At 36.4% G+C, this 23,137-nt stretch carries 21 protein-coding genes; 14 read left to right on the top strand and 7 right to left on the bottom strand.

Annotated features, from left to right (window positions below; translation table 11 throughout):
* The first annotated feature begins 27 nt into the window (after nt 1-27).
* From AACZ41_RS10620 to AACZ41_RS10600, 5 genes are all read left to right on the top strand, one after another.
* Entirely contained in the window at nt 28-1,275 is a 1,248-nt protein-coding gene (locus tag AACZ41_RS10620) for a polysaccharide deacetylase family protein (protein ID WP_339628423.1), read from the top strand.
* Nucleotides 1,268-1,957 (top strand): YjjG family noncanonical pyrimidine nucleotidase, encoded by a 690-nt coding sequence (locus AACZ41_RS10615; RefSeq protein ID WP_339628422.1) that lies wholly within the window; start codon nt 1,268-1,270, stop codon nt 1,955-1,957. Before AACZ41_RS10620 ends, AACZ41_RS10615 begins: the two co-directional genes overlap by 8 nt.
* A 52-nt stretch (nt 1,958-2,009) precedes the next feature.
* The gene (locus AACZ41_RS10610; RefSeq protein ID WP_339628421.1) at nt 2,010-2,555 is read left to right on the top strand and encodes a hypothetical protein; all 546 of its coding nucleotides are present in this window, start codon (nt 2,010-2,012) and stop codon (nt 2,553-2,555) included.
* Nucleotides 2,552-3,997, top strand: coding sequence for a DUF5723 family protein (locus AACZ41_RS10605; RefSeq protein ID WP_339628420.1), 1,446 nt, complete (start codon nt 2,552-2,554; stop codon nt 3,995-3,997). Before AACZ41_RS10610 ends, AACZ41_RS10605 begins: the two co-directional genes overlap by 4 nt.
* Nucleotides 3,998-4,074: 77 nt before the next feature.
* Nucleotides 4,075-4,977: a hypothetical protein gene (locus tag AACZ41_RS10600; RefSeq protein ID WP_339628419.1), complete on the top strand. Its 903-nt coding sequence runs from the start codon at nt 4,075-4,077 to the stop codon at nt 4,975-4,977.
* Here the strand turns inward: AACZ41_RS10600 and AACZ41_RS10595 are convergent.
* Nucleotides 4,974-6,251: a replication-associated recombination protein A gene (locus tag AACZ41_RS10595; RefSeq protein WP_339628418.1), complete on the bottom strand. Its 1,278-nt coding sequence runs from the start codon at nt 6,249-6,251 to the stop codon at nt 4,974-4,976. The genes AACZ41_RS10600 and AACZ41_RS10595 overlap by 4 nt on opposite strands.
* A gap of 139 nt (nt 6,252-6,390) precedes the next feature.
* Here AACZ41_RS10595 and AACZ41_RS10590 point away from each other — a divergent pair, with 139 nt between their 5' ends.
* Nucleotides 6,391-7,137, top strand: coding sequence for a rhomboid family intramembrane serine protease (locus AACZ41_RS10590; protein WP_339628417.1), 747 nt, complete (start codon nt 6,391-6,393; stop codon nt 7,135-7,137).
* A 4-nt stretch (nt 7,138-7,141) separates the two neighbouring features.
* On the opposite strand, the gene rlmB is transcribed toward AACZ41_RS10590, so the two are convergent.
* From rlmB to AACZ41_RS10560, 6 genes are all read right to left on the bottom strand, one after another.
* Nucleotides 7,142-7,876 carry a 23S rRNA (guanosine(2251)-2'-O)-methyltransferase RlmB gene (gene rlmB, locus AACZ41_RS10585; protein ID WP_339628416.1) on the bottom strand — a complete coding sequence of 245 codons (735 nt, stop codon included), beginning with the start codon at nt 7,874-7,876 and terminating at the stop codon, nt 7,142-7,144.
* A 108-nt stretch (nt 7,877-7,984) separates the two neighbouring features.
* Entirely contained in the window at nt 7,985-9,337 is a 1,353-nt protein-coding gene (locus tag AACZ41_RS10580; RefSeq protein ID WP_339628415.1) for an aryl-sulfate sulfotransferase, read from the bottom strand.
* Between the two features lie 89 nt (nt 9,338-9,426).
* The gene (locus tag AACZ41_RS10575; protein ID WP_339628414.1) at nt 9,427-10,887 is read right to left on the bottom strand and encodes a PQQ-dependent sugar dehydrogenase; all 1,461 of its coding nucleotides are present in this window, start codon (nt 10,885-10,887) and stop codon (nt 9,427-9,429) included.
* 155 nt (nt 10,888-11,042) lie between these two features.
* Nucleotides 11,043-11,966, bottom strand: a complete 924-nt coding sequence (locus AACZ41_RS10570; protein ID WP_339628413.1) for a hypothetical protein — start codon at nt 11,964-11,966, stop codon at nt 11,043-11,045.
* An 11-nt stretch (nt 11,967-11,977) separates the two neighbouring features.
* Nucleotides 11,978-13,645, bottom strand: coding sequence for a SusD/RagB family nutrient-binding outer membrane lipoprotein (locus tag AACZ41_RS10565; RefSeq protein ID WP_339628412.1), 1,668 nt, complete (start codon nt 13,643-13,645; stop codon nt 11,978-11,980).
* A gap of 11 nt (nt 13,646-13,656) precedes the next feature.
* Entirely contained in the window at nt 13,657-16,863 is a 3,207-nt protein-coding gene (locus tag AACZ41_RS10560; protein WP_339628411.1) for a SusC/RagA family TonB-linked outer membrane protein, read from the bottom strand.
* Nucleotides 16,864-17,265: 402 nt separating this feature from the next.
* Here AACZ41_RS10560 and rpsL point away from each other — a divergent pair, with 402 nt between their 5' ends.
* The 8 genes from rpsL (at nt 17,266) to rplB (ending at nt 23,124) form a co-directional block, all read left to right on the top strand.
* The gene (gene rpsL, locus AACZ41_RS10555; protein WP_027064832.1) at nt 17,266-17,640 is read left to right on the top strand and encodes a 30S ribosomal protein S12; all 375 of its coding nucleotides are present in this window, start codon (nt 17,266-17,268) and stop codon (nt 17,638-17,640) included.
* A gap of 23 nt (nt 17,641-17,663) precedes the next feature.
* Nucleotides 17,664-18,140 (top strand): 30S ribosomal protein S7, encoded by a 477-nt coding sequence (gene rpsG, locus AACZ41_RS10550; protein WP_339628410.1) that lies wholly within the window; start codon nt 17,664-17,666, stop codon nt 18,138-18,140.
* A gap of 6 nt (nt 18,141-18,146) precedes the next feature.
* Nucleotides 18,147-20,279, top strand: coding sequence for an elongation factor G (gene fusA / locus AACZ41_RS10545; protein ID WP_339628409.1), 2,133 nt, complete (start codon nt 18,147-18,149; stop codon nt 20,277-20,279).
* A gap of 9 nt (nt 20,280-20,288) precedes the next feature.
* Nucleotides 20,289-20,594 (top strand): 30S ribosomal protein S10, encoded by a 306-nt coding sequence (gene rpsJ / locus AACZ41_RS10540; RefSeq protein ID WP_007094989.1) that lies wholly within the window; start codon nt 20,289-20,291, stop codon nt 20,592-20,594.
* 145 nt (nt 20,595-20,739) lie between these two features.
* A complete protein-coding gene (rplC, locus tag AACZ41_RS10535) occupies nt 20,740-21,363 on the top strand; it encodes a 50S ribosomal protein L3 (protein WP_079510385.1) in 624 nt (207 codons plus the stop codon).
* On the top strand, nt 21,363-21,995 hold the full coding sequence (gene rplD / locus AACZ41_RS10530) for a 50S ribosomal protein L4 (RefSeq protein WP_091621966.1): 633 nt from the start codon (nt 21,363-21,365) through the stop codon (nt 21,993-21,995). The genes rplC and rplD overlap by 1 nt, the downstream gene beginning before the upstream one ends.
* 4 nt (nt 21,996-21,999) lie before the next feature.
* Nucleotides 22,000-22,290: a 50S ribosomal protein L23 gene (gene rplW, locus AACZ41_RS10525; protein ID WP_091621968.1), complete on the top strand. Its 291-nt coding sequence runs from the start codon at nt 22,000-22,002 to the stop codon at nt 22,288-22,290.
* A 9-nt stretch (nt 22,291-22,299) separates the two neighbouring features.
* Nucleotides 22,300-23,124: a 50S ribosomal protein L2 gene (rplB, locus tag AACZ41_RS10520; RefSeq protein WP_339628408.1), complete on the top strand. Its 825-nt coding sequence runs from the start codon at nt 22,300-22,302 to the stop codon at nt 23,122-23,124.
* Nucleotides 23,125-23,137: the final 13 nt, after the last annotated feature.

The raw sequence follows: 23,137 nt of genomic DNA, 5'->3' as shown, positions 1-23,137 counted from the left end.
AAGATAACACCACGCCTTACTTATATCATGAGGCATATCTTCATTAACATTTTGGGTGTTGAGTTAGATTTTACAACTAAAGTTGAAGAATTTATAAAGCATACCGGACCGAAAATCACATATACTAAACAGCCATTGCAGAATGAGTTTTTTATACGAAGTAATGAGCTATTATTCAACCAGGGTATTAATGATATTCAATTAAGTATTGCAGATTGGGAGGGTACGCCCTGCTTTTTTCCAACAGGTGAGCGTAGTAATCTTCCCTATGACGTTTTTGCTGCTAGTTTTTTTCTAATTTCTAGATATGAGGAGTATTTACCGCATGTAAAAGATGTACATAGTAGATTTTCACCAAAAGATAGTATTGCGTATCAAAATGGCTTTCTTCAAAAGCCTGTTGTCGATATTTGGGCCTTTAAATTATTAGAGGCATTAAAAGAACGTTTCGATGATTTTGAATATAAAATTAAAGGCTATGATTTTGTTTCGGTCTTAGATGTAGCTACCTCACATTGTTATGCCAATAGAGGCATAGTGCGTGGCTTGGTAGGTTTGATAATGGACTTTGGTACGCTTAAATTTAAGCGGGTTGCTGACCGAATATCGGTTGGTCTAAATAGAATGAAGGATCCTTTTGACAATTATGAAGAGTTAATAGCATTACATAAAAAGTACAAAGTAAAGTGTAATTTCTTTTTTCAGTTTGCTGATTATTCGAAATACGATAAGAATGTTTCTACTAATAGCATGAAGTTTAAGTCGTTGATAAAATATGTTGCCGATTATGCACCAGTATCTTTGGCGGCCTCGTATAGCTCTTTTACAGATCTTGAATTATTGAAAAAGGAAAAGGCTAATTTAGAGGAGGTAATCAATAGACCTGTAAACAGTTCTAAAATGCGCTATAATAGAGTAGATGTGCCCGAAACTTACCGAAATTTAATTGCCGCAGAATTTACTGATGACTATACCATGGGGTACACCTATGAATTAGGATTTAGGGCAGGTACTTGTACCGCATTTCAGTTCTATGATATTCCCTTAGAGGTAAAGCAACCCATTAAAGTACACCCTTTTGCTATTCATGATTACGCCTTGGCAAAAATTAAGAAAGACGAGGCAATACTACAACAAGTAAAAAAAATTAAACACGAGGTAAATAAAGTCAATGGGACTATGATCATAATGTTTTCTAATGAACTTTTAGGGAATAAGGATGATAGAGATTGGATGTCATTGTATGCCGAAATATTAAAAGAACAATATGTTTAAAAATAAGGTCACCGATATTTTTTTCGATTTAGATCATACTCTTTGGGATTTTGATAAAAATTCAGCATTCACCTTTCAAAAGATTTTTAGCGAACAACAAATAAATTTAGAGATTGAAGATTTTTTAGAAGTTTATGTACCTGCTAATCTCAGGTTTTGGAAAATGTATCGTGAGGAAAGAATAACGAAATCAGAATTGCGATTTCAAAGGTTGAAATCGGTTTTTGATACTATAGGTTATCCTGTTTCAGATCAGCTAATCGATATTTTATCCGATGAATATATCAACAATCTTTCTACATTTAATAATCTTTTTCCCAATACTCTTGAGGTTCTAGACTATTTGCAACCAAATTATAAACTGCATATCATAACCAATGGGTTTCAAGAAATACAAGATAAAAAATTAAGGAATTCAGGTATTCATGGTTATTTCAATCATATTATTGATTCTGAAATGGCAGGGGTAAAAAAACCCAATCCTATCATATTTAATCTTGCCTTGAACAGAGCTAATGCCAATCCTCAGACTTCTTTAATGATCGGCGATAGTTTAGAAGCCGATATTCTTGGCGCAAAAGCTGTTGGTTTTCATACAATTCATTTTAACGCCCATAGAGAAGAGAGTCATAACGAAGCACCCATTATTTACGATTTACAAGAAATAAAATCGTTTTTATAGAGTTAATACTACTACAGGGTTACCCCCTATAATGTATAATCTATAAATATAAATGAAAGGCTTTCGAATTTTAGTAACTGTAATTTTTGGCTTTCTGTTGGTTACAGCTTGTTCTGAACAACAAGATTTCGACCAGCTAGATAATTTAGAAATTACACCTACTTATGAGACAAGTGTTTTCTATGTTAAGGCTCAAGAAAGTTTAATAAATAGGGTTTCGGGACTCAGTTTTTTTACTCAAGATTTTAATTTCGATGCTTTTGAAGAACCTTTGTTTGCAGAAAGGGTACTTTCAGGTGTGCTCAGTTATGAGCTTGAAAATACAACAAGCAAGCCGATAGAAATAAGTCTTGAATTTCTAGATGAAAATGAAAATATTTTAGATACTGAAGAATTCAGAATGGACGCAGCGCCTACTTCTACGCTAGTAAGAAATGTTGCTTATGGCCCTACCGGTAAAAGTCTTGATATCATTAAAAATACTTCAAAAATAAGATTGGTTGCCACTAATTTAGGAGATGGCAGTAGTACTTCAAATCTTGCGAATCCCGCCATTGTGCTTCGTTCTAGTGCTAAATTCACATTAGAATTAAAATGAGGTTAACCCATTATTTACTACTTGGTAGTGTAATGCTTACCATGGGTGTTTTTGCCCAGAATAAGCAAATACTCTATGATTTTAATGAGATTCCTCAGTCGTTAATATTAAACCCTGGTGTGGAAACGGATTTTAAATGGTACGCTGGTGTACCACTATTATCAGGAGTTTCTGGCTACGTGGGTGCCAATGGAATATCTGTAAATGATATTTTCGCAGAAGATGGTGTTGACATTAATATAAAAGTGCGAGAAAGGGCATTAAATGTTTTAAAACCACGTGATGAATTTAGCACTACCGTACAAATAGAATATTTTAATGGAGGGTTTAGAAGTAATGACCCTAGTGTATTTTATTCCTTCGGAGGTTATTTTGAAATAGACAACATAACTTTTTGGCCGCAAGATTATGCCTATTTAATCTTTGATGGTAATGCAGACCAATTGAATAGAGAATTTGACCTTGGCGACTTGAATTCTAGAGGTTCTATGGTAAATGTGTTTCATTTTGGAATTAATAAAAAGGTAGACAGAAATTTAACGATAGGCGCTAGAGGAAAACTTTATTCTGGTATTGTAGATTATAGCTCTACGTCGAATAAAGGTTATTTGGTAAATACGCAAGGACAAAATAATCGAATAGCAACAACATTAGATGCTGATTTAATGTTGCGTACTTCTGGATTTCAATCGTTAGATGAGGCAAGTGATTCAGATACGGCTGCAGGGCAATTTGTGAAAAGAGCTTTTTTCGGAGGTGATTTAGGTTTGGGTATCGATGTTGGTTTTACATATCACTTAAGCGAAAGAACGACTATAACGGGTAGTGTCCTAGATTTAGGTTTTATACATCATGGTAACGATGCTCAAAGTTATAGTCTAAACGGAAAAGCAACCGTTGAAGGAATAGAGATTGATATTTTAGAAAATTTCGCTAATTTGAATAGAGATTTTTGGCAAGATTTAGTAGATGAGGTTGAAGGTTTAATTCCCTTTGAAACCGACACTGATAGTTATGTCACATTTAGGCCAACTAAACTCTATGCATCTATTAGAAATGATTTTGGAGAGCCTGTAAATAATGGAGGTGGTCAAATTGATTGTGATTGCACCGCAGGATCTTCTGGTGCCGTTGAACTTCGTACAAAGTATAGAAATTCAATCGGTGGTCAGTTATACATGATTAATAGACCAAGAGGTCCGCAAATTGCTCTTACCGGTTTTTATACCCGTAGGTTTGGTAATTTTTTAGCGTTAAAAGGAACGTATACGGCAGATAAATTCAGTTACACGAATGTGGGTCTAGGTATGAATTTACAGGCAGGTCCTGTTAACTTTTACGTAATGGCAGATAATTTGCTTTCATATAAGAATATAGCTGCAACAAATTATGCTTCATTTCAGCTAGGAATGAATATTATATCATGGGGACGCAATAAGTAGTCTACCTTCTTCACTCGATTTTATTTTTTTGGCATGCTTTTTTCATATATTACCTCGAATTTAAAATTATAGAAGTTTTGAAAACTATCATCGCATTACTATTTGTTTGTATTGGTTATTCCGCTTATGCTCAATCCAATTTAAATGATTATAAATATATTATCGTTCCTAAAAAGTTCAATTCATTTAAAGAAACCAACGAGTTTCAAACGAGTACATTAATAAAATATCTTTTTAATGGAAAAGGGTTCAATGTCGTTTATGATGATGCCTTACCTAGCGATTTAAATACGAATAGGTGTTTAGGGCTATTGGTTGATTTACAAGATGATAGTAGTTTGTTCACAACAAAGACTATCATAGTATTAAAAGATTGTAATGATAATGCCGTTTTTACTTCAATGCAAGGGACTAGTAAAGAAAAACAATATAAGGCGGCCTATACCGAGTCAATAAGAGAGGCTATGCGTTCTTTTAATGGTACTGATTATGCTTATAATGGTAAGAGTGAGAAGAACGAAGCTGTTACGGTTAGTTTTAGAAATGATGTTAAAAAACTTGATGAGGATAACGTTGATGAAATGAGTAGTATAGAGTCGACAAAAGTGGAAGAAAAAGGTGGTGATTCAAAAATTGTTTCTGAAGAAGCTACAGAGATAACTCAATATTACAAAGATAATTCACCAGTGGATTCTAACATTAAAAAAGATAAAAAAGAGACAACATCTTTTAAGAAAGTAGCATTAAAAAAGTTGAACGTTGACGATATTTGGTATGCCCAAGCAACCAATGTTGGCTTTCAATTAGTTGATAGTACGCCTAAAGTAAGAATGAATTTACTAAAAAGCTCGGTCGATAATATATTTATAGGCAAAACCGATACAAAAAACGGAATCGTATTTCAGAAAGAAGGTAGCTGGATTTTTGAGTATTATGAGAATGATAAATTGGTTCAAGAAGAATTGAATATAAAATTCTAAAAATCATACTTCTCTTTCCATCTGTTCTTTAAGAAATCGCTTAGCGCTTTTTCACGTGGATTACTTCCGGGTTTATAAAAAGTAGTACCCGAAAGTTCGTCGGGTAAAAATTCTGCATCTACAAAGTTGTTTTTAAAATCGTGGGCGTATTTATATTCTTGTCCGTATCCTAAGTCTTTCATTAATTTTGTCGGCGCATTTCGTAAGGGTAACGGTACAGGTAAGTTACCTGACTGTTTTACAGCCTGCTGTGCCTTACCTATAGCCATATAACTTGCATTGCTTTTGGCAGAAGTTGCTAAATAAATAGCACACTGGCTAAGAACGATACGTGCTTCAGGGTAACCGATAGTAGTCACTGCTTGAAAAGTGGTATTTGCCATAACCAATGCCGTAGGGTTTGCTAAACCTATATCTTCAGAGGCCGATATAAGCATTCTACGTGCAATAAATTTTACATCTTCTCCACCTTCTATCATTCTTGCTAACCAATACACGGCACCATTGGGATCACTGCCACGTATAGATTTAATAAAAGCTGATATAATATCATAATGTTGTTCACCTGTTTTGTCATACAGAACTGTGTTTTTTTGAACTTTAGAGAGTACTAGCTCATTGGTTATAATAACATCATTACCTTCTTCAGAGTTGACCACAAGCTCAAATATATTCAGCAATTTTCTACCATCACCTCCAGATAACCGAAGCAAGGCTTCGGTTTCTTTAAGTTCAATATTTTTAGTTTTCAGAAAATGGTCTTTTTCCATCGCCCTGGTAATTAGATTTTCTAAATCTTCTTTTCCAAAAGCATTTAAAACATAAACCTGGCAACGAGATAACAATGCGGGTATAACTTCAAAACTCGGATTTTCTGTAGTTGCACCAATTAAAGTTACCCAACCTTTTTCCACAGCGGCTAATAACGAATCTTGTTGCGATTTACTGAACCGGTGTATCTCATCAATAAATAGTATAGGGTTTTTAGAAGTAAATAAGCCACCGGCCTGCTTTGCCTTATCAATAACTTCACGAATATCTTTAACACCGCTATTGATAGCGCTAAGCACATAAAATGGCCGCTTGCTTTCTTCGGCTATAATGTTGGCCAACGTAGTTTTACCAGTTCCAGGAGGTCCCCAAAGAATGAGTGAAGGAATTATTCCTTTTTTAATTTGATGTGTTAACGAGCCTTTTTCACCTACTAAATGGTGTTGACTTATATATTCATCTAGTGTTTTAGGGCGTACACGTTCGGCTAAAGGTTCATTCATAGTACAAAAGTATGATAATCTTAAAAGAGAAGATAATTCTAAGTTAGTCAATCGATAACTTTGCAAAAGGTTGTGTGACAATTTGACCAAGTTCAATAATTTGGTTACATAATTGTAAAATCAATTCAAAAGAAAGCTCATGTCAGAAATTGGACATTTTAAATTTTCAAATAAAGTCTTGGCAATTCCGCTAATTGCCATGATTATTATTTGGGCAGTGTATTGGGTAGAATTGGCTTTGGGAGTAAATTTCAATGAAATGGGTGTAATGCCTAGAACACTATCAGGTCTTAAAGGGGTGATTTTAAGTCCGTTCATACATGGGTCACTAGAGCATTTATATAATAATACGATTCCGCTAGGGATTCTACTTACTGCATTATGGTATTTTTATAAGGATGTGGCTTGGAAAATAGTACTTTATGGAATTATAATATCTGGTCTTCTAACGTGGTTAATTGGCCGTACTTCGTATCATATCGGTGCAAGCGGACTTATTTATGTGCTAGCAAGCTTTATATTTTTCAAGGGTATTTTTAGTTCTTACTATAGACTTATTGCACTTTCTTTAATTGTGGTTTTTATCTATGGAAGTTTGCTATGGTATATATTTCCTGTTGAGGAAGGAATTTCATGGGAAGGACACCTTGCCGGCTTTCTTACCGGATTATTTTTAGCAAGAGTAATAAAGGCTACCATTCCAAAACCTAAAAAATATGATTGGGAGAAAGATGATTTTAAGGAAGAAGATGATTTGTTCTTAAAACATTTTGATGATAAAGGAAATTTCAGAGAACTGCCTATTATAGAGGAAGTGTCCGAAGATGATAATTTTAAGGTAAATTATATCTACAGATCTAGTGATCAAATTAATGAGAAAGAATAATGTTTTACATACGTTGACGTACAGCTTCGTATAAAAATACTGCACAAGCTACAGATACATTCAATGACTCGATTTCACCTAACAAAGGCAACTTTGCACGATAATCGGAAGCTTTCAAAATAGAAGGTGTAATGCCTCGGTCTTCAGCTCCCATGACAATTGCAATAGAATCGGTAAAAGGAACATCATAAACGGAATCATCTGTTTTTTCTGTGGCAGAAACTATTTTAATACCTGAGGCCTGTAAGTAAAAAACGGCATCTTTTAAATGGTCTACTTTTGCAATAGGTACTCTATATGCTGCACCGGCAGATGTTTTTATAGTATCGGCCGTTACAGGGGCGGCACCCTTCTTTTGAACAATAATGCCATCAACACCGGTACATTCGGCCGTTCTGATAATAGCACCGAAATTACGAACATCGGAAAGTTGGTCTAAAAGTAAGAATAGGCTAGGACCTTCTTTTTCGTTAGCCTTTTCAACAAGTTCTTCTAATGTATGAAATGAAATGGGAGAGATGTTGGCAACAGCACCTTGGTGGTTGCTTTTTGTTAAGCGATTTAATTTTTCAACAGGTACATACACCATGTTGATTTCATTACTACGTAATAAACCCTCCAATTCTTTCATAAGGTCTCCTTTAAGACCTTTTTGTAGAAATACCTTGTCTATCTCCTCATTTGAATTTACAGCTTCTATAATGGCTCTTAAGCCATAAATCTGAGTGGTTTTTTGCATGGGTCAAAGGTAAATAAAAACAGCTCAACTATTGTTGAGCTGTTGCAAATCTTATGTATTAAAAACTAATTTATCATGTGTAATTTTTTCAGGTCATTTATATGTCAATTAAAGATCGAGAGCTAAAATTGCTGGATCGTCCTTAGCATAATGGTATGCTCTCCAAAAGAATCCTGGGGCAGAAAATTTCCAAACAACTTCACCTTGTTGAGTTACTTCCCATAATCCAAAATCACCTTCAGTAATTAATGTATTGCCACTAGGTAAGCGAACTGCGCCAGAAACTTTAGGCGCATACAATTCAGGATCGGTAAAACTCCATATAATTTCTGGCTGTGTAATTTGGGGTATACTCTTTTGGTTTAGTGCTGTAGGCAGTTTTAGTTCGTATACAGTAGATTGTTCAAGATCTCCTCCATTGGTATAAATCAACATTTTTCCTGGTTCAAACAGGTTAGGATAATGATTGTTTATAAAGAGACGTTGGGTTGTCCCGTCGTTTTGAGTAGAGGGGTTACCAAATCTGTAAAGTAAATCGCCACCTCTATCAAAGTTTCCGCCTGAATGTAAAGCGGCATCTACGGTACTTGTAGAATGGTCTATAACCCAAACTTCACTATAATAATTGACACTTAAATAAATTAAGTTATTTAATTCGTCGTAACCTATTCCATTGGCGTGCATAATATTGCCTCCATCTGCATCAACATAATTTAAATTTATTAATTGTGGATTTTCTTCGATGCTTCCAAAATTTAATTTGGATTCATCAAAATCTTGAATCAAATGATCTTTAGCGTGCCATTCCCAAACAATAGTACTTGTAATAGGGTCAATCTCTATAATTGATTCTGGAAAGATATCGGTACCTAGCTTTGAGCCATTTGCAATTGCTTCGTCTTTGACCATTTTCTCCCATGCAATAGCTAACACATTGCCATTTGGTAAAAGCTCCACGTCATGATGAGATCTATGTTCTGTATTAGAATAGTTGAAATTCCATAAAGCTTTCCCATTTTTATCTATGATTTGTATTATGCCACCTTGTCCTCCAAATTGAAAATCTGGATTGTCTGATTCAAGTGAAGCTAACAATGTGCCGTCATTTAGTAAAATAACATCATTACCTATTATACGATCACCTAATGGCCATTCGTATACCAAGTCCGCATTTTTATCCATTAAATATACACTATTAGCTGCTGCATCATTTACGAGAATATAATGGTCTTCGATTTGTTCTTCGTTATAAAAAGTAACGGTTCCCAATTCGCCAATAGTTGTGGTTGAAGATTCTGACAGCGTTTCTTCAATTTCCGCTTCGCCAGTTGGTGCTTCAGTCTCAATTTCTTCTTCGGGTATGTCAGTTATTGTGGTATTATTTGTAGAACATGATGATAATATAAATATCCATACACAAAGTATAGCGTTTTTTGTATTTGAAAATTTTAATTGTACCATAAGTGTTTACAATTTTTAAACATTAAAATTAATTCGCTAAATATATATTGAATAAAAGAATAACCCATCACGGTAAACCTTTATTAAATTTAAGTTTTATTTAAATTGTTTTTCAGTTTCTTTGGTGTTTTTAGGTAAGATTTTGATTTTCTACTTTCCATTTCTGAAAGTTGTTCAGTTCCGAATGTTTCTTTATCCCCATTAAATTGTACACGCCAAATTTTGCCTTGTTTCGATTCTGAAATATAAAGTGATCCGTCAGCACCTTCTGCCAAGCCCATTGGTCTGTATTTTGCGTCTGGCATGGAAATTATTGTATCGACCCCTGCAAAACCATCAGCAAAAACTTCCCATGTACCTGTTGGTTTGCCGTTGCTAAAAGGAATAAAGGCTACAATATAGCCTGCTTGTGGGTAAGGGGTTCTATTCATAGAGCCATGAAATGCAATAAATGCTCCGTTTTTATATCTTTCAGGAAATGCATCGCCTTTATAGAACAATAGGTCATTAGGCGCGAAATGGGCAGGAAGACCCATAATGGGATTCTTGTAATCTTTTGCTTCCTTTTTGCCATCACCCCCATATTCAGGCGCTATTAATTTTTTGTTTTTAAAGTGATCATAGTAACTGTATGGCCAACCAAAATTATCACCTTCTTCAATTTTCATAAATTCTTCGGCCGGTAATACAGCTTGATCCCACTTACTAAAATATTGAGGGGCATGGTTATGTAGATAATCGCGACCGTGTTGAAGTCCATACAGGCTGTTGTCCATTTCATTCCATGAAATGGCTACCATGCTTCGAACACCAGTGGCGTAAAGTTCGCCATCTTGTTGTGATTGGTTTAATTTATTTTCGTCAAATTTCCAAATACTTCCCAGTACTTCTAGCCCTGGACAAGGATTCATTCCTTTTATTTGACCAACCGAATTAGGGTCTTCGCAAGCGTTGGTCGGTGCGCTAAATGTCACAAACATGTTACCTTTTTTATCGAAGGCCAAAGATTTAGCATTATGCCATCTTTTTGGAAAATAGTCGGTTAAAACTACTTCAGGCTTACCTTCTGGTATTAATTGGTTAGGAGTTAGTTTTTGTCTATAAATGACCTGTTCAGAACTAAAATATAGATACCCATTATGAATACGCATTTCAGTCGCAAAAGTACCATCATTAGGGTACTCTCCAAATCGTTGAATAATATCGGCAGCTCCATTCCCTGTTGTATCGCGTAAGGCCATATTTCCTTTAGTACCGTTAGGCTCTCTCAATTTTGCATAAATGTCACCATTGGTATTTACTGCAATATGTCTTGATGGACCAATGCTATCTACAACTACTGTAGCATGAAATCCTTTCGGGAAATATAGGCCACCATTGAGTTCTTTTTTTTTGGGTGTAATCTTTGTTGTTGGTTTATTGGAAATAACAGGAGCATCATCTTTGTTTTCTAGACGGTCCTTGCATGAGAAGAGGAGTACTACTATGAGAGCAATTAGAAAGTGCCATATTGATTTTTTTTGAAATAGGTGTTGGTATTGAAAATACATATGCTGATTTATAATTGATTTTTTTATTTAGGTATTTAACAAACGTAAAACTCCGTATCCTCAATATAATAAAAGGTATTGAATTGTATATACCCAAAATGAAAAAAGGGTGTAAACATAGTTTACACCCTTTTTGTAATTTCTAAATATTAGGTTTAATCAACACAGAAATCAATAGCAATTGGTCCTGCAGCAGTTCCAGGAGAACCACTAGCGGCAACATTACCATTAGGTGTTACGATTTCAAATATGATTTCACCATATGCATCTCCAGGGAAGAACCAATCAGCAGTTGTAGTTCCAGCAGGAATTTCTACAGTTGCAGATCCAACATTACCAGGAGTACAGTCATAGGCAGATGGTCCATAAGGCGAACAAAGGCCAACCTCGAAAACAGTACCATCATTTAAAGTAATAGTGATACCATCGCCTGCAGTGGTGTCAGATGTTTGCCATCCATCACCGTAAGTATCTTCCATGTTTACAACCCAAGTTCCCGCAGTTGGAGGAATTGGAGGGCAAACTAAAGGAATAGTATATTTAAAAGGTGATCTAAAATAAGACCCACCTGATACTGTACTATTCAAATTATTGCTTGAGAAAGATCTTCCATCAGTTAAGTTCAAAACATATCTAATGGTAAAACTATCCCCACCGGTGTAATCACTAGCCGATAAACCAGTAGCAGCAGCTAATTCACCTAATGTGAATGTGGCTGAAATACTAGGTAAACCGTCAGCATTAGTAGTGAAGGATGAAGCAGGAAAGGTTGTAACCAACGATTCGGCTGTACTTGTGCCTGCTGTAGCGCTATTAAAAGAAGCGTAAACTTCTACATCTTGCAAGTTAGCACCTTGTGCATTATCTTCAACTTCAAAAGCAGTTGTGATACTTGCAGAAGGATCAGAAAAACTGAATTCCTGTGCAGCTATCTCCGTTCCAGGTGTAGTTGCTCTAAAAACAGCCCCACGAGTTACTTCAGCGAAGACATCATCAATTGTCTTGTTGCTAGACTCACAGGCTAAGAATCCTGTGGTTACTAGCGAAAGTATCATTATGTTCTTAATATATCTTTTCATCTTTTCTTTTTTTAATTTGATAATGGAAAACCAGCATCAGGGTTGTTGTCCCAGAAAACTTTTTCGGTCACAGAAGTCTTTTGAGTAACCGTATTGTTGTTATTCGCATAAACTGCTGGATAAAGGAATGATCTAATAAAAGCACCCGGATTTGGTTCAAGGTCAGGTTGTAAATCACTAGGATAACCTGTTCTTCTGTAGAAGTTATAAGCATCGATCCCATTTCCATATAACGCAACGAAGAATTCCTTAGCGATCAAGTTAAGCTTTTCATCACCAACTGCAGCCTCGTAAAGTGCATCAACTTCATCAATATAGTCAGCAACATCATCATCTGTTGGAGCAAGTGATAAATCTGCACCGCCATCTAATTCGCCAAAAGCTAATGTTTTATCCATTGATTTTTGAATACCGTTAAGCAAGAATGTTTTAGCGCCAGCTGCGTTGCCACTAGCATAAGCCATTTCTGCTCTTAGGAAATCGACAGTTTGAGCTAAGAATATTGGCATGATACCAGCTCCACCAGCTCCAGTACCTAAATCAACTGATGCAAAGGTGCTGTCATCAAACTCACCACCTGCAGGGTAAACCCCATAGGTTGTTTTCAATTGACCATCTGGAGGAGTACCATCATCATCACCGTGATCTCTACCCCAATATCCATTTGGAAGGTAGCAGAAGGTAGTTCCTGCTGCAAGATAATGTGCAGGTACAGGCTCTACACTACAAGAAAGATTCTGTTGGTTAGGACCATCAGAGTCAGATGCGCCTGGTGTTGTTGCAGCTTGTCTGTAATAATAGTATCTAATTCTTGGATCGCTACTAGCTTTAGAATTATCCATATAATTCATCAACCAATTGCTCATATAATCATTAGATCCTTGAGGAGTATAGTTGTCAATATAATTAGGATGTCTAGAATCAGGATTTACTACATTGGTTCCCCAAGTAAATTGAAAATCCTCATCTACAGATGTAATAAAGTTACCACCAGTTATAATTGCATTAAAAGCACTTGCGGCTCCTGCATCAACTAATCTAGTTTGAGCATAGATCTTTAACTTCAACGAGTTAGCTAATTTTGCCCAATTGTCCCAATCACCATCATAATAGTAATCATTTTCTGGATCCGCTGCATTATCTGTAGTAGTGAAATTTGCACTGGCAGCAGTCAATAAATCTAATGCTGCAGCATAAATTGATGCACCACCATCAGCAGTTGGGTTTAAGTTTTCAATACCTGTACTGGCATCAGAATAGGGTACATCACCATAAAAATCAACCAACGTAACTATTGTGAATGCTTTCATTACTTGCCCCATACCAATATGACGTTTGAAGTTAGCTTCTGTTGCTAAATCATTCATGGCGTTAATATCGGTTAGCATTGAAGAATAAGCAAATCTCCATTCTGCATCTTGTGAAGCAGGTGAATAAGCCTGTTGATAAAGGCGAGTTCCCATTTGTTCTATTCGGGTTACTTCAGATCCATTGGTACCAAAGGCATCGTTAAATCGAGCGAACTCTTCTTGTACGCGATTCAGATAGAAATCTGGCGTAGCTTGTTCAGGACTAACCGCATTTGGGTCAGACGTAATATTAAGTTCAGTAGTCTCACACGAAAGGATAAGCCCCGCGGAGAAAAGTGTTAGAACTAGGTTTTTAATAATTATTTTCATTTTCTTTTTTTTTAAAATGTTGCTTTTACAGACATACCGTATCTTCTAGAACCTGGACTGTTGATAAAATCAAACCCTAGTGCATTACCTACACCAACTCCAAGATTTTCAGGATCAAAATTAACACCGTCAGGAACATTGATTCCTTTAAACCATAAGTTTTGACCGCTAACGGTAAAGCTTAATGATCCAAATGGCGTTTTGTCAAGTGCTTTAGATGGTACATTATACCCTAATCTCATTTCTCTTAAACGAAGTGTGCTACCATCGTAAACTTGTAATTCACTAGGGCCGAACGCTACGTTTGTAAAGTAATAATCAGAGTTGTTAATTTGAATGTCATTTACAGAACCATCGGTTTTAACACCAGGTAAAATAAACGTAGAGACACGATCTTCCGTATCCGTAGTTAAACCTCTACCTACTAAAGCAGAAATAGTATTTGCATACACATCACCACCATGTCTGTAAGAAATATCAAAGTTGAATGAGAAGTTTTTGAAATTGAAACCGTTACTTACGTTCAGTCTCCAGTCTGCATTAGGATCACCGATTTCGAACAATCCATTTTCTTCTACATAATCACCGGTACTGGCTACAACCTTGTTACCGTTATCATCTCTTAAGACTCTACTACCCATAATGATACCGAAAGGTCTATTTGGTACTGCAAAGTTAGAAAGATCAGAGAATAAACCTCCAATGTTAATGTTATCTGTGTCTTGACCTAAATCAATAACCGTAGATTCATCAGCAGTAAAGTTGGCGTTCACATTCCAGTTAAAACCACCTGGGTTATCATTACGGAATAAAGTAACTCCTAAATCTGCTTCTATACCTTGTACTTGAACCTCACCAATGTTGGTAACCGTTGTAGTGTATCCTGTCGAAGGATCCAAAGGTTGTTCAGAAATTAAATCGGTAGTTGTTTTCTTATAGACAGATAAATCTAAAGACACTCTGTTATTGAGAAAACGAGTTTCTAAACCAAATTCAAGCTCTTGCAATAATTCTGGTGAAAGAGCTGGATTAGCCAATTCATCATCAACAGTAATTGAAGAAACCAATGTACCATCTTTTAAGAATTCTCTTGTATCTAACGTTGCTGTATTTGCAACAGGATAACCACCGGTGAAACCTGCAGAAGTACCGTAACCAGCTCTTAACTTCAAGAAGTTAAGTCCGTTTTGCGATTGTAACCCATCAATAAGGGCCGTTGGCAAAATAGATAAACTTGCAGAAGGATAGAAGATTGAGTTATCGATAAAATTCGATACCCAGTCATTTCTTCCTGCTAACGTTAAATAGGCGAAATTGTCATACCCAAATTCTGTTTGAGCGTATATACCCACGATATTTTGAATTTCATCAAATTGGACTGGAGATTGTGTTGCGAAATTGTAATGTCTGAATACATTGAAAATAGACTGTTGATCACTGGTAACCCCTTGTCGTGAAAATTCTCTTCTTCTAGAAGTACCACCTAAGTTAACGTTCACGTCTAATTTTTCAGACAATTGCCACATTCCGTTAATCTGTGCCGTATGATCCCAAATAGTATTTTTGTTATCGTACGTTTGGTATCTACCTTGTATATACCCTTCAGCACCACCTTTGTTTTGACCTATTTCATTACGTTCTGTATAGAAATCTAAACCTGTTCTCCAGAAAGCATTGATATTGTCATTTATTTTATAAGTAAACTGTGTACTACCGAAAACTCTATTCGTTATCTGATCTGCGAAAGCATTTTCTGCGGTCCATCTTGGGTTTTGAATATCGTTACCACCTCTATAATAAACACTTCTACCATCGATAGGGCTTTGATAAGGAAGACCCATTAAGTCAACACTTCTAGGAGTAAAGAATAAATGACCAAAAACAGAAGCTCCATCACCAAAAGATCCGTTACCGGTACTTGCAGCAATTGGTGGAGATTTAACGTCACTTTTGGTAAAGTTCATTGTACCGTTAACGGTAAATCTATTGCTTAACTCAGCTTTACCACCAACACTAAAAGTTGTTCTTTGTAATTTGTTTCCTGGTGTAAACCCTTCGTCTCTTAAATTACCAACACTTGCGTTATATGATATTTTTCCATCATCAGAACTTCCTGAAGCGTTTACAGAATTGTTGGTAACCGTTCCTACACGGAAGAAATCCTTAACACCATTATAAGGCTTATACTCGTAAGTCTGACCTTGATATTCTGGAAAAGCGGCGCTTACACCAGCATTATTAGAATATGGATGTTTGATTAAAATAGTGCCATCGGCAGTTGTTCCTCTCCACTTGGCTCCAAAACTGTTTGGGTTTGGAACGTTGAAATCAGGACCCCAGTTGCTGAAAAACTCACCGTATGCCTGGTCAAAACCATTACCGTATTGGTTTTGGTAATCAGGTAAAGTTGAAATTTCGTTGTAGAAAAGGGAAGAACTAACTGTGATTTCAGATTTTTTCTTAACTGAACCAGATGCACCTGCCTTAGTAGTAATTAAAATCACACCGTTTCTACCTTGCGAACCATATAAGTTAGCCGCAGCCAAACCTTTAAGTACATTCACATTGGCAATGTTGTTTGGATCTAGATCCAAAAATCTACTCGAACCAACGTTACCATCAATAGCATCACCTTGATTGTTCGTGTCAGAACTAAAAGGAACACCATCTACAATGAATAAAGGTTGGTTAGAACCTGAGATAGAAGTAAAACCACGAATAATAATGTTCGTAGCAGAACCTGAAACACCACTGGCAGCATTAATTAATACACCAGAAGCTTTACCGTTTAGTACTCTACCAACGTCACCTTCAGCTCTTTGCTCTAAATCTTCTTCACCAACGGAAGAAACTGCGTAACCAAGAGATTTTTTCTCTCTTTTAATACCCTGGGCAGTAACAACTACTTCTTCCAAAGCTTGAGCGTCTTCCTCCATCTGTACATTAATCGTACTACCAGCGCCTACCGTTTGGCGAACTGCTTTCTGACCAATATAGGTGATAAGTAATGTTTGCCCTTGAGAGGCCATAATTGAAAAATTACCATCGAAATCGGTTTGTGTACCCGTAGTGGTACCTTCAACTACGATGTTAACCCCGGGCAAAGGAAGCCCTCCTTGATCAGTAACCGTACCGGATACCGTTTTTTGTTGTGCAAAAGAAATATGCACAACTAACGCCAATAGTAGCGTTAACAATCCATTTAGTTTTGTTCTCATTTTTAAATTATTTGAATTAGCTAGCTACAAACTTCATAATAAAGAGTTAATAATGCAAGAGAATTTTAATAAAACTTTAAGAAGTTGTTATAAAATTGTGAGTTACAGATTAAACAGCATCTGCATTTAAGGGTAAATAATATAACATATGATTTATTGTGAAATTCATAATTAATCAGAAAGGTGACAAAAGATTTAGGTTTTTATAGGTATTATGAATAAGGTGATTTCTGATTGATAAATAGATAGGATATATATAGGTTAGGCCAACTGTTTTGAAAATAAATAATTTGGCTTATTTAAAAAAAATAAAAATAAATTGATCGGGGTTTGAATTATTGTAAAATATCACTACATTTGCCGACCCTTAAAGTAGGGGTAATTTTTATATATTATTATAGTATGCCAACAATATCACAATTAGTACGAATAGGAAGAGAGACGATTACTAAGAAGAGTAAATCGGCTGCTTTGGATTCGTGTCCTCAGAGAAGAGGTGTTTGTACACGTGTTTATACTACCACGCCAAAGAAACCAAATTCAGCTATGAGAAAAGTAGCAAGGGTTAGGTTGACCAATGGTAAGGAGGTAAATGCTTACATACCTGGTGAGGGTCACAATTTGCAAGAGCACTCGATAGTATTAGTAAGAGGCGGAAGAGTTAAAGATTTACCAGGAGTTAGGTATCATATTGTACGTGGTGCATTGGACACAGCAGGTGTGGCCGGTAGAACACAACGTAGATCTAAATATGGTGCGAAACGCCCTAAGAATTAATTAAACTTGTTTAAAAGGAAGTAATGAGAAAAAGACAGGCAAAGAAAAGACCACTTTTACCGGATCCGAGATTTCATGATCAATTGGTGACGCGTTTCGTCAACATGATGATGTGGGATGGTAAAAAATCAGTTGCGTTTAGCGTTTTTTATGATGCAATAGACATCGTGGATGCTAAAAAAACCGATGATGAGAAAACAGCTTTAGAGTTGTGGAAGGATGCATTGAGTAATGTAATGCCGCATGTTGAAGTAAGAAGTAGAAGAGTTGGTGGGGCAACGTTCCAGATACCGATGCAAATTAGACCGGACAGAAAAATATCGACTGCTATGAAGTGGTTGATTAGTTATGCAAGAAAGCGTAATGAAAAAGGGATGTCTCAAAAATTAGCAGGAGAGATATTGGCAGCTGCAAAAGAAGAAGGCGCAGCGGTAAAGAAAAGAGTCGATACGCACAAGATGGCTGAGGCAAACAAAGCATTCTCGCACTTTAGATTCTAGAATAAAATGGCAAGAGATTTAAAATTTACAAGAAATATAGGTATTGCTGCGCATATTGATGCTGGTAAAACTACGACTACGGAGCGTATACTTTTTTATACGGGTGTAAGTCATAAGATAGGTGAGGTTCATGATGGCGCTGCTACCATGGATTGGATGGAGCAAGAGCAGGAGAGAGGTATTACTATTACTTCTGCAGCTACTACATGTGAGTGGAACTTTCCAATGAAAAACGGAGAGATGACCGATGAGACAAAGCCGTATCATTTTAATATTATTGATACCCCGGGACACGTAGATTTTACTGTAGAGGTGAATCGTTCTTTGCGTGTGTTGGATGGTTTGGTCTTTTTGTTTAGTGCTGTTGATGGTGTTGAACCACAATCTGAGACCAACTGGAGATTGGCTGACAACTATAAGGTTCCAAGAATTGGATTTGTGAACAAAATGGACCGTCAAGGTTCTAATTTCCTTATGGTTTGTAAGCAAGTTAAGGAAATGTTAGGTTCAAATGCAGTTCCAATTGTACTTCCTATCGGTGATGAGTCCGATTTTAGAGGTATAGTTGATTTAGCAAAAAACAGAGCTATTGTATGGCATGAAGAAGGCTTTGGTGCCACTTTTGATGTTATCGATATTCCTGAGGATATGAAAGCAGAGGTTAAGGAGTATAGAGCTGCCTTAATCGAAGCTGTTGCAGAGTATGATGAGCAATTGATGGAGAAATTCTTCGAAGATGAAGATTCTATCTCTGAAGAAGAAGTGCATGCTGCTTTAAGAGCTGCTGTAATGGATCGTGCAATCATTCCAATGATTTGTGGTTCTTCATTTAAAAATAAAGGTGTTCAGTTTTTATTGGATGCAGTTTGTAGATATCTTCCATCTCCTATGGATAAGGAGGCTATTGAAGGTACAAACCCTGATACAGGTGCTGTTGAAAGACGTAAGCCAAGTGTAAAGGAGCCATTTGCGGCTTTAGCCTTTAAAATTGCTACTGATCCATTTGTTGGTAGGTTGGCCTTTTTTAGAACATATTCTGGTCGTTTAGATGCGGGTTCATATATATTGAATAATCGTTCTGGAAAAAAAGAACGTATTTCACGTATATATCAAATGCACTCCAATAAGCAAAATGCTATCGATTTTATCGAAGCAGGGGATATTGGAGCGGCAGTAGGTTTTAAGGATATAAAGACTGGTGATACCATGTCTGATGAAAAGCACCCAATTGTTTTGGAAAGTATGAATTTCCCAGAACCTGTTATTGGTATCGCTGTTGAGCCTAAAACTAAAGCTGATGTAGATAAGTTAGGAATGGCTTTATCTAAATTGGCAGAAGAAGATCCAACTTTTCAAGTGAAAACCGATGAAGCTTCAGGTCAGACGATTATTTCTGGAATGGGCGAGTTGCACTTGGATATTATTGTGGATCGTTTAAGAAGAGAATTTAAGGTAGAGGTTAATCAAGGTGAGCCTCAAGTTGAATACAAAGAAGCATTGACTAAAACAGCTTCACATAGAGAAACTTATAAGAAGCAATCTGGTGGACGTGGTAAATTTGGTGATATTGTATTTGAAATGGGTCCTGCTGATGAGGATTTCGAAGGAGAAGGACTTCAATTCGTAGATCAGATAAAAGGTGGTCGTATTCCAAAAGAATTTATACCATCTGTGGAAAAAGGATTTCAGGCTGCAATGCAGAATGGACCTTTGGCCGGTTATGAAATGGATACAATGAAAGTTGTACTTAAGGATGGGTCTTTCCACGCTGTGGATTCTGATGCACTTTCTTTCGAGTTGGCAGCAAAAATGGGTTACAAGGCTGCGGGTAAAGCTGCAGGTGCTGTAATAATGGAGCCAATAATGAAGTTAGAGGTTATTACCCCTGAGGAAAATATGGGTGATATTGTTGGGGATTTAAATAGACGTAGAGGAGCTATCGGCGATATGAGTGATAGAGCTGGTGCCAAAGTTGTAAAGGGTACTGTTCCATTATCTGAAATGTTCGGATATGTTACTTCGCTTAGAACTTTATCTTCGGGTCGTGCAACTTCAACAATGGAATTTTCACATTATGCAGAAACTCCTTCTAACATTTCAGAAGAAGTAATCAAAGCAGCAAAAGGAATAACAGCATAAATTTAGGACATGAGTCAGAAAATTAGAATAAAACTAAAATCTTACGATCACAATTTGGTAGATAAATCTGCTGAGAAGATTGTAAAAACGGTAAAGACTACCGGTGCTGTAGTAACAGGACCTATTCCCTTACCAACGCATAAAAAAATATTCACCGTTTTGCGTTCACCGCACGTGAACAAAAAGTCTAGAGAGCAGTTCCAATTAAGTTCTTATAAGAGATTATTGGATATTTATAGTTCTTCATCAAAAACTATTGATGCACTTATGAAGTTAGAGCTTCCAAGTGGTGTAGAAGTAGAGATTAAGGTGTAAATTTGCTGCCTATCCCGATTATGGGTTAGGCTACATGTCCTAAGCTGCGTGCGAAGGAAAAATGGAAAAAATAATTTAGGGTTAAATTATTTTGACCCTATTTTTTTGTAAAGAATTTAATAAGTAATAATTAATATAAATAAGTATGTCTGGGTTAATAGGAAAGAAAATAGGCATGACTAGTATTTTTGACGAGAATGGAAAGAATATTCCATGTACCGTAATAGAAGCTGGGCCATGTGTAGTTACCCAAGTCAGAACCGAAGAGGTTGACGGGTATAGTGCGCTTCAGCTTGGTTTCGATGACAAGGCAGAAAGTCGTGCTAATAAGGCTGAGTTAGGCCATTTTAAAAAAGCAGGTGCTTCTCCTAAGAAAAAAGTCGTTGAGTTCCAAGATTTTGAAGGTGATTTTAAATTAGGTGACACAGTAGGTGTTGACGTTTTTGTTGAAGGCGAATTCGTAGATGTTATTGGTACATCTAAGGGTAAAGGTTTTCAAGGTGTTGTAAAGCGTCACGGTTTTGCTGGTGTTGGTCAAGCGACACATGGTCAGCATAACAGACTTAGGGCCCCAGGTTCTATAGGTGCTGCGTCATATCCTGCAAGAGTTTTTAAAGGAATGAAAATGGCCGGTAGAATGGGTACGGATCGTGTTACGGTTCAAAACCTAAAAGTTTTAAAAGTAGTTCCAGAAAAGAATCTTTTAGTTGTAAAAGGTTGTGTTCCGGGCCATAAGAATGCTTATGTAACTATACAAAGGTGGATGTAATGAAAATAGCAGTTTTAGATATTAAAGGAAAAGACACAGGTAGAAAGGCAAACCTTTCTGATGATGTTTTCGCTATAGAGCCTAACGATCACGCAGTTTATTTGGATGTTAAGCAATATTTGGCACACCAAAGACAAGGAACGCATAAGGCAAAGGAAAGAGCCGAAATTGCAGGAAGTACTAGGAAGATTAAAAAACAAAAAGGTACAGGTACAGCAAGAGCTGGTAGTATTAAATCGCCAATATTTAGAGGTGGTGGTAGAATATTTGGACCTAGACCTAAGGATTATACTCAAAAATTGAATAAGAATTTAAAGCGTTTGGCAAGAAAATCAGCCTTGTCTTTAAAGTCTAAAGAAAATGCAATTTTAGTAGTTGAGGACTTTGATTTTGACACTCCGAAAACAAAAGATTTTATTCAGGTTTTAAGGACTTTAGGTCTTGAAAACAAAAAATCTTTAATAGTGTTGGGTGATTCAAATAAAGGTGTATATTTGTCTTCGCGTAATTTTAAAGGTTCAGAAGTTATAACCAACTCAGAATTAAGTACTTATAAAATTCTTAATGCTAATAGTGTTGTGTTGTTGGAAAGCTCTTTAGAAGGAATCGAATCGAATTTAAATAAACAATAATATCATGAGTGTGTTGATAAAGCCAATTATAACGGAGAAGATGACTGCTGATAGCGAGTTAAATAACCGTTATGGTTTCGTAGTTAACCCTAAGGCAAATAAATTGCAAATTAAAGATGCAATTGAAGCTACTTATGGTGTTTCAGTAAAGAAGGTTCGTACTATGAATTACGGACCCACCAGAAAATCCAGATATACAAAAACTGGTGTTCAGCATGGTAAAACAAATGCTATTAAAAAAGCAATTGTTGATGTTGTGGAAGGTGATATTATCGATTTTTACAGTAATCTATAAAGACAAGAAATGTCAGTTAGAAAATTAAAACCAATCACTCCAGGACAGCGTTTTAGAGTAGTAAATGGATTTGACGCCATTACTGCTGATAAGCCGGAGAAGAGCTTGCTTGCTCCGTTAAAAAAGTCCGGAGGTAGAAACAGTCAAGGAAAAATGACAATTCGCCAAAAAGGTGGAGGTCATAAGAGAAGGTATCGTGTAATAGATTTTAAGAGGGATAAGCAAGGTGTGCTTGCTTCTGTAAAGTCTATTGAGTATGATCCAAACAGAACAGCTTTTATTGCTCTTTTAGAGTATGCTGATGGTGAGAAGCGATATGTTGTCGCTCAAAACGGATTGCAAGTTGATCAGCAGATCTCTTCTGGTGATTCGGTAGCTCCAGAAATTGGAAACGCATTACCGTTAAGAGAGATACCTTTAGGTACAATTATATCATGTATTGAGTTAAGACCTGGTCAAGGTGCCGTAATGGCAAGAAGTGCAGGTACTTTTGCTCAACTTATGGCGAAGGATGGTAAGTTTGTTACTGTTAAAATGCCATCTGGTGAAACTAGATTAATTCTTTCTGGTTGTATGGCAACAATAGGTGCTGTATCTAACTCGGACCATCAATTATTGGTTTCTGGTAAAGCTGGTAGAAGTAGATGGTTGGGTAGAAGACCAAGAACTAGACCGGTTGCAATGAACCCTGTCGATCACCCAATGGGTGGTGGTGAAGGTAGAGCTTCAGGGGGTCATCCAAGATCGAGAAACGGAATACCTGCTAAAGGATTCAGAACTCGTTCTAAGACAAAGAGCACCAATAAGTATATAATAGAACGTAGAAAGAAATAAAAAAGTAGAAAGA

Origin of the sequence: uncultured Maribacter sp. (assembly GCF_963974015.1) — a bacterium.
Taxonomy (GTDB): Bacteria; Bacteroidota; Bacteroidia; order Flavobacteriales; family Flavobacteriaceae; genus Maribacter.
Note: the sequence above shows the minus strand (reverse complement) of the source record. Positions and strands in the feature narration are given on the sequence as shown.

Coding starts and splice junctions, on each gene's coding strand:
- AACZ41_RS10620 (WP_339628423.1), top strand. CDS start 28: ATGAGGCATATCTTCATTAACATTTTGGGTGTTGAGTTAGATTTTACA.
- AACZ41_RS10615 (WP_339628422.1), top strand. CDS start 1,268: ATGTTTAAAAATAAGGTCACCGATATTTTTTTCGATTTAGATCATACT.
- AACZ41_RS10610 (WP_339628421.1), top strand. CDS start 2,010: ATGAAAGGCTTTCGAATTTTAGTAACTGTAATTTTTGGCTTTCTGTTG.
- AACZ41_RS10605 (WP_339628420.1), top strand. CDS start 2,552: ATGAGGTTAACCCATTATTTACTACTTGGTAGTGTAATGCTTACCATG.
- AACZ41_RS10595 (WP_339628418.1), bottom strand. CDS start 6,251: ATGAATGAACCTTTAGCCGAACGTGTACGCCCTAAAACACTAGATGAA.
- AACZ41_RS10590 (WP_339628417.1), top strand. CDS start 6,391: ATGTCAGAAATTGGACATTTTAAATTTTCAAATAAAGTCTTGGCAATT.
- rlmB (WP_339628416.1), bottom strand. CDS start 7,876: ATGCAAAAAACCACTCAGATTTATGGCTTAAGAGCCATTATAGAAGCT.
- AACZ41_RS10580 (WP_339628415.1), bottom strand. CDS start 9,337: ATGGTACAATTAAAATTTTCAAATACAAAAAACGCTATACTTTGTGTA.
- AACZ41_RS10575 (WP_339628414.1), bottom strand. CDS start 10,887: ATGTATTTTCAATACCAACACCTATTTCAAAAAAAATCAATATGGCAC.
- AACZ41_RS10570 (WP_339628413.1), bottom strand. CDS start 11,966: ATGAAAAGATATATTAAGAACATAATGATACTTTCGCTAGTAACCACA.
- AACZ41_RS10565 (WP_339628412.1), bottom strand. CDS start 13,645: ATGAAAATAATTATTAAAAACCTAGTTCTAACACTTTTCTCCGCGGGG.
- AACZ41_RS10560 (WP_339628411.1), bottom strand. CDS start 16,863: ATGAGAACAAAACTAAATGGATTGTTAACGCTACTATTGGCGTTAGTT.
- rpsL (WP_027064832.1), top strand. CDS start 17,266: ATGCCAACAATATCACAATTAGTACGAATAGGAAGAGAGACGATTACT.
- rpsG (WP_339628410.1), top strand. CDS start 17,664: ATGAGAAAAAGACAGGCAAAGAAAAGACCACTTTTACCGGATCCGAGA.
- fusA (WP_339628409.1), top strand. CDS start 18,147: ATGGCAAGAGATTTAAAATTTACAAGAAATATAGGTATTGCTGCGCAT.
- rpsJ (WP_007094989.1), top strand. CDS start 20,289: ATGAGTCAGAAAATTAGAATAAAACTAAAATCTTACGATCACAATTTG.
- rplC (WP_079510385.1), top strand. CDS start 20,740: ATGTCTGGGTTAATAGGAAAGAAAATAGGCATGACTAGTATTTTTGAC.
- rplD (WP_091621966.1), top strand. CDS start 21,363: ATGAAAATAGCAGTTTTAGATATTAAAGGAAAAGACACAGGTAGAAAG.
- rplW (WP_091621968.1), top strand. CDS start 22,000: ATGAGTGTGTTGATAAAGCCAATTATAACGGAGAAGATGACTGCTGAT.
- rplB (WP_339628408.1), top strand. CDS start 22,300: ATGTCAGTTAGAAAATTAAAACCAATCACTCCAGGACAGCGTTTTAGA.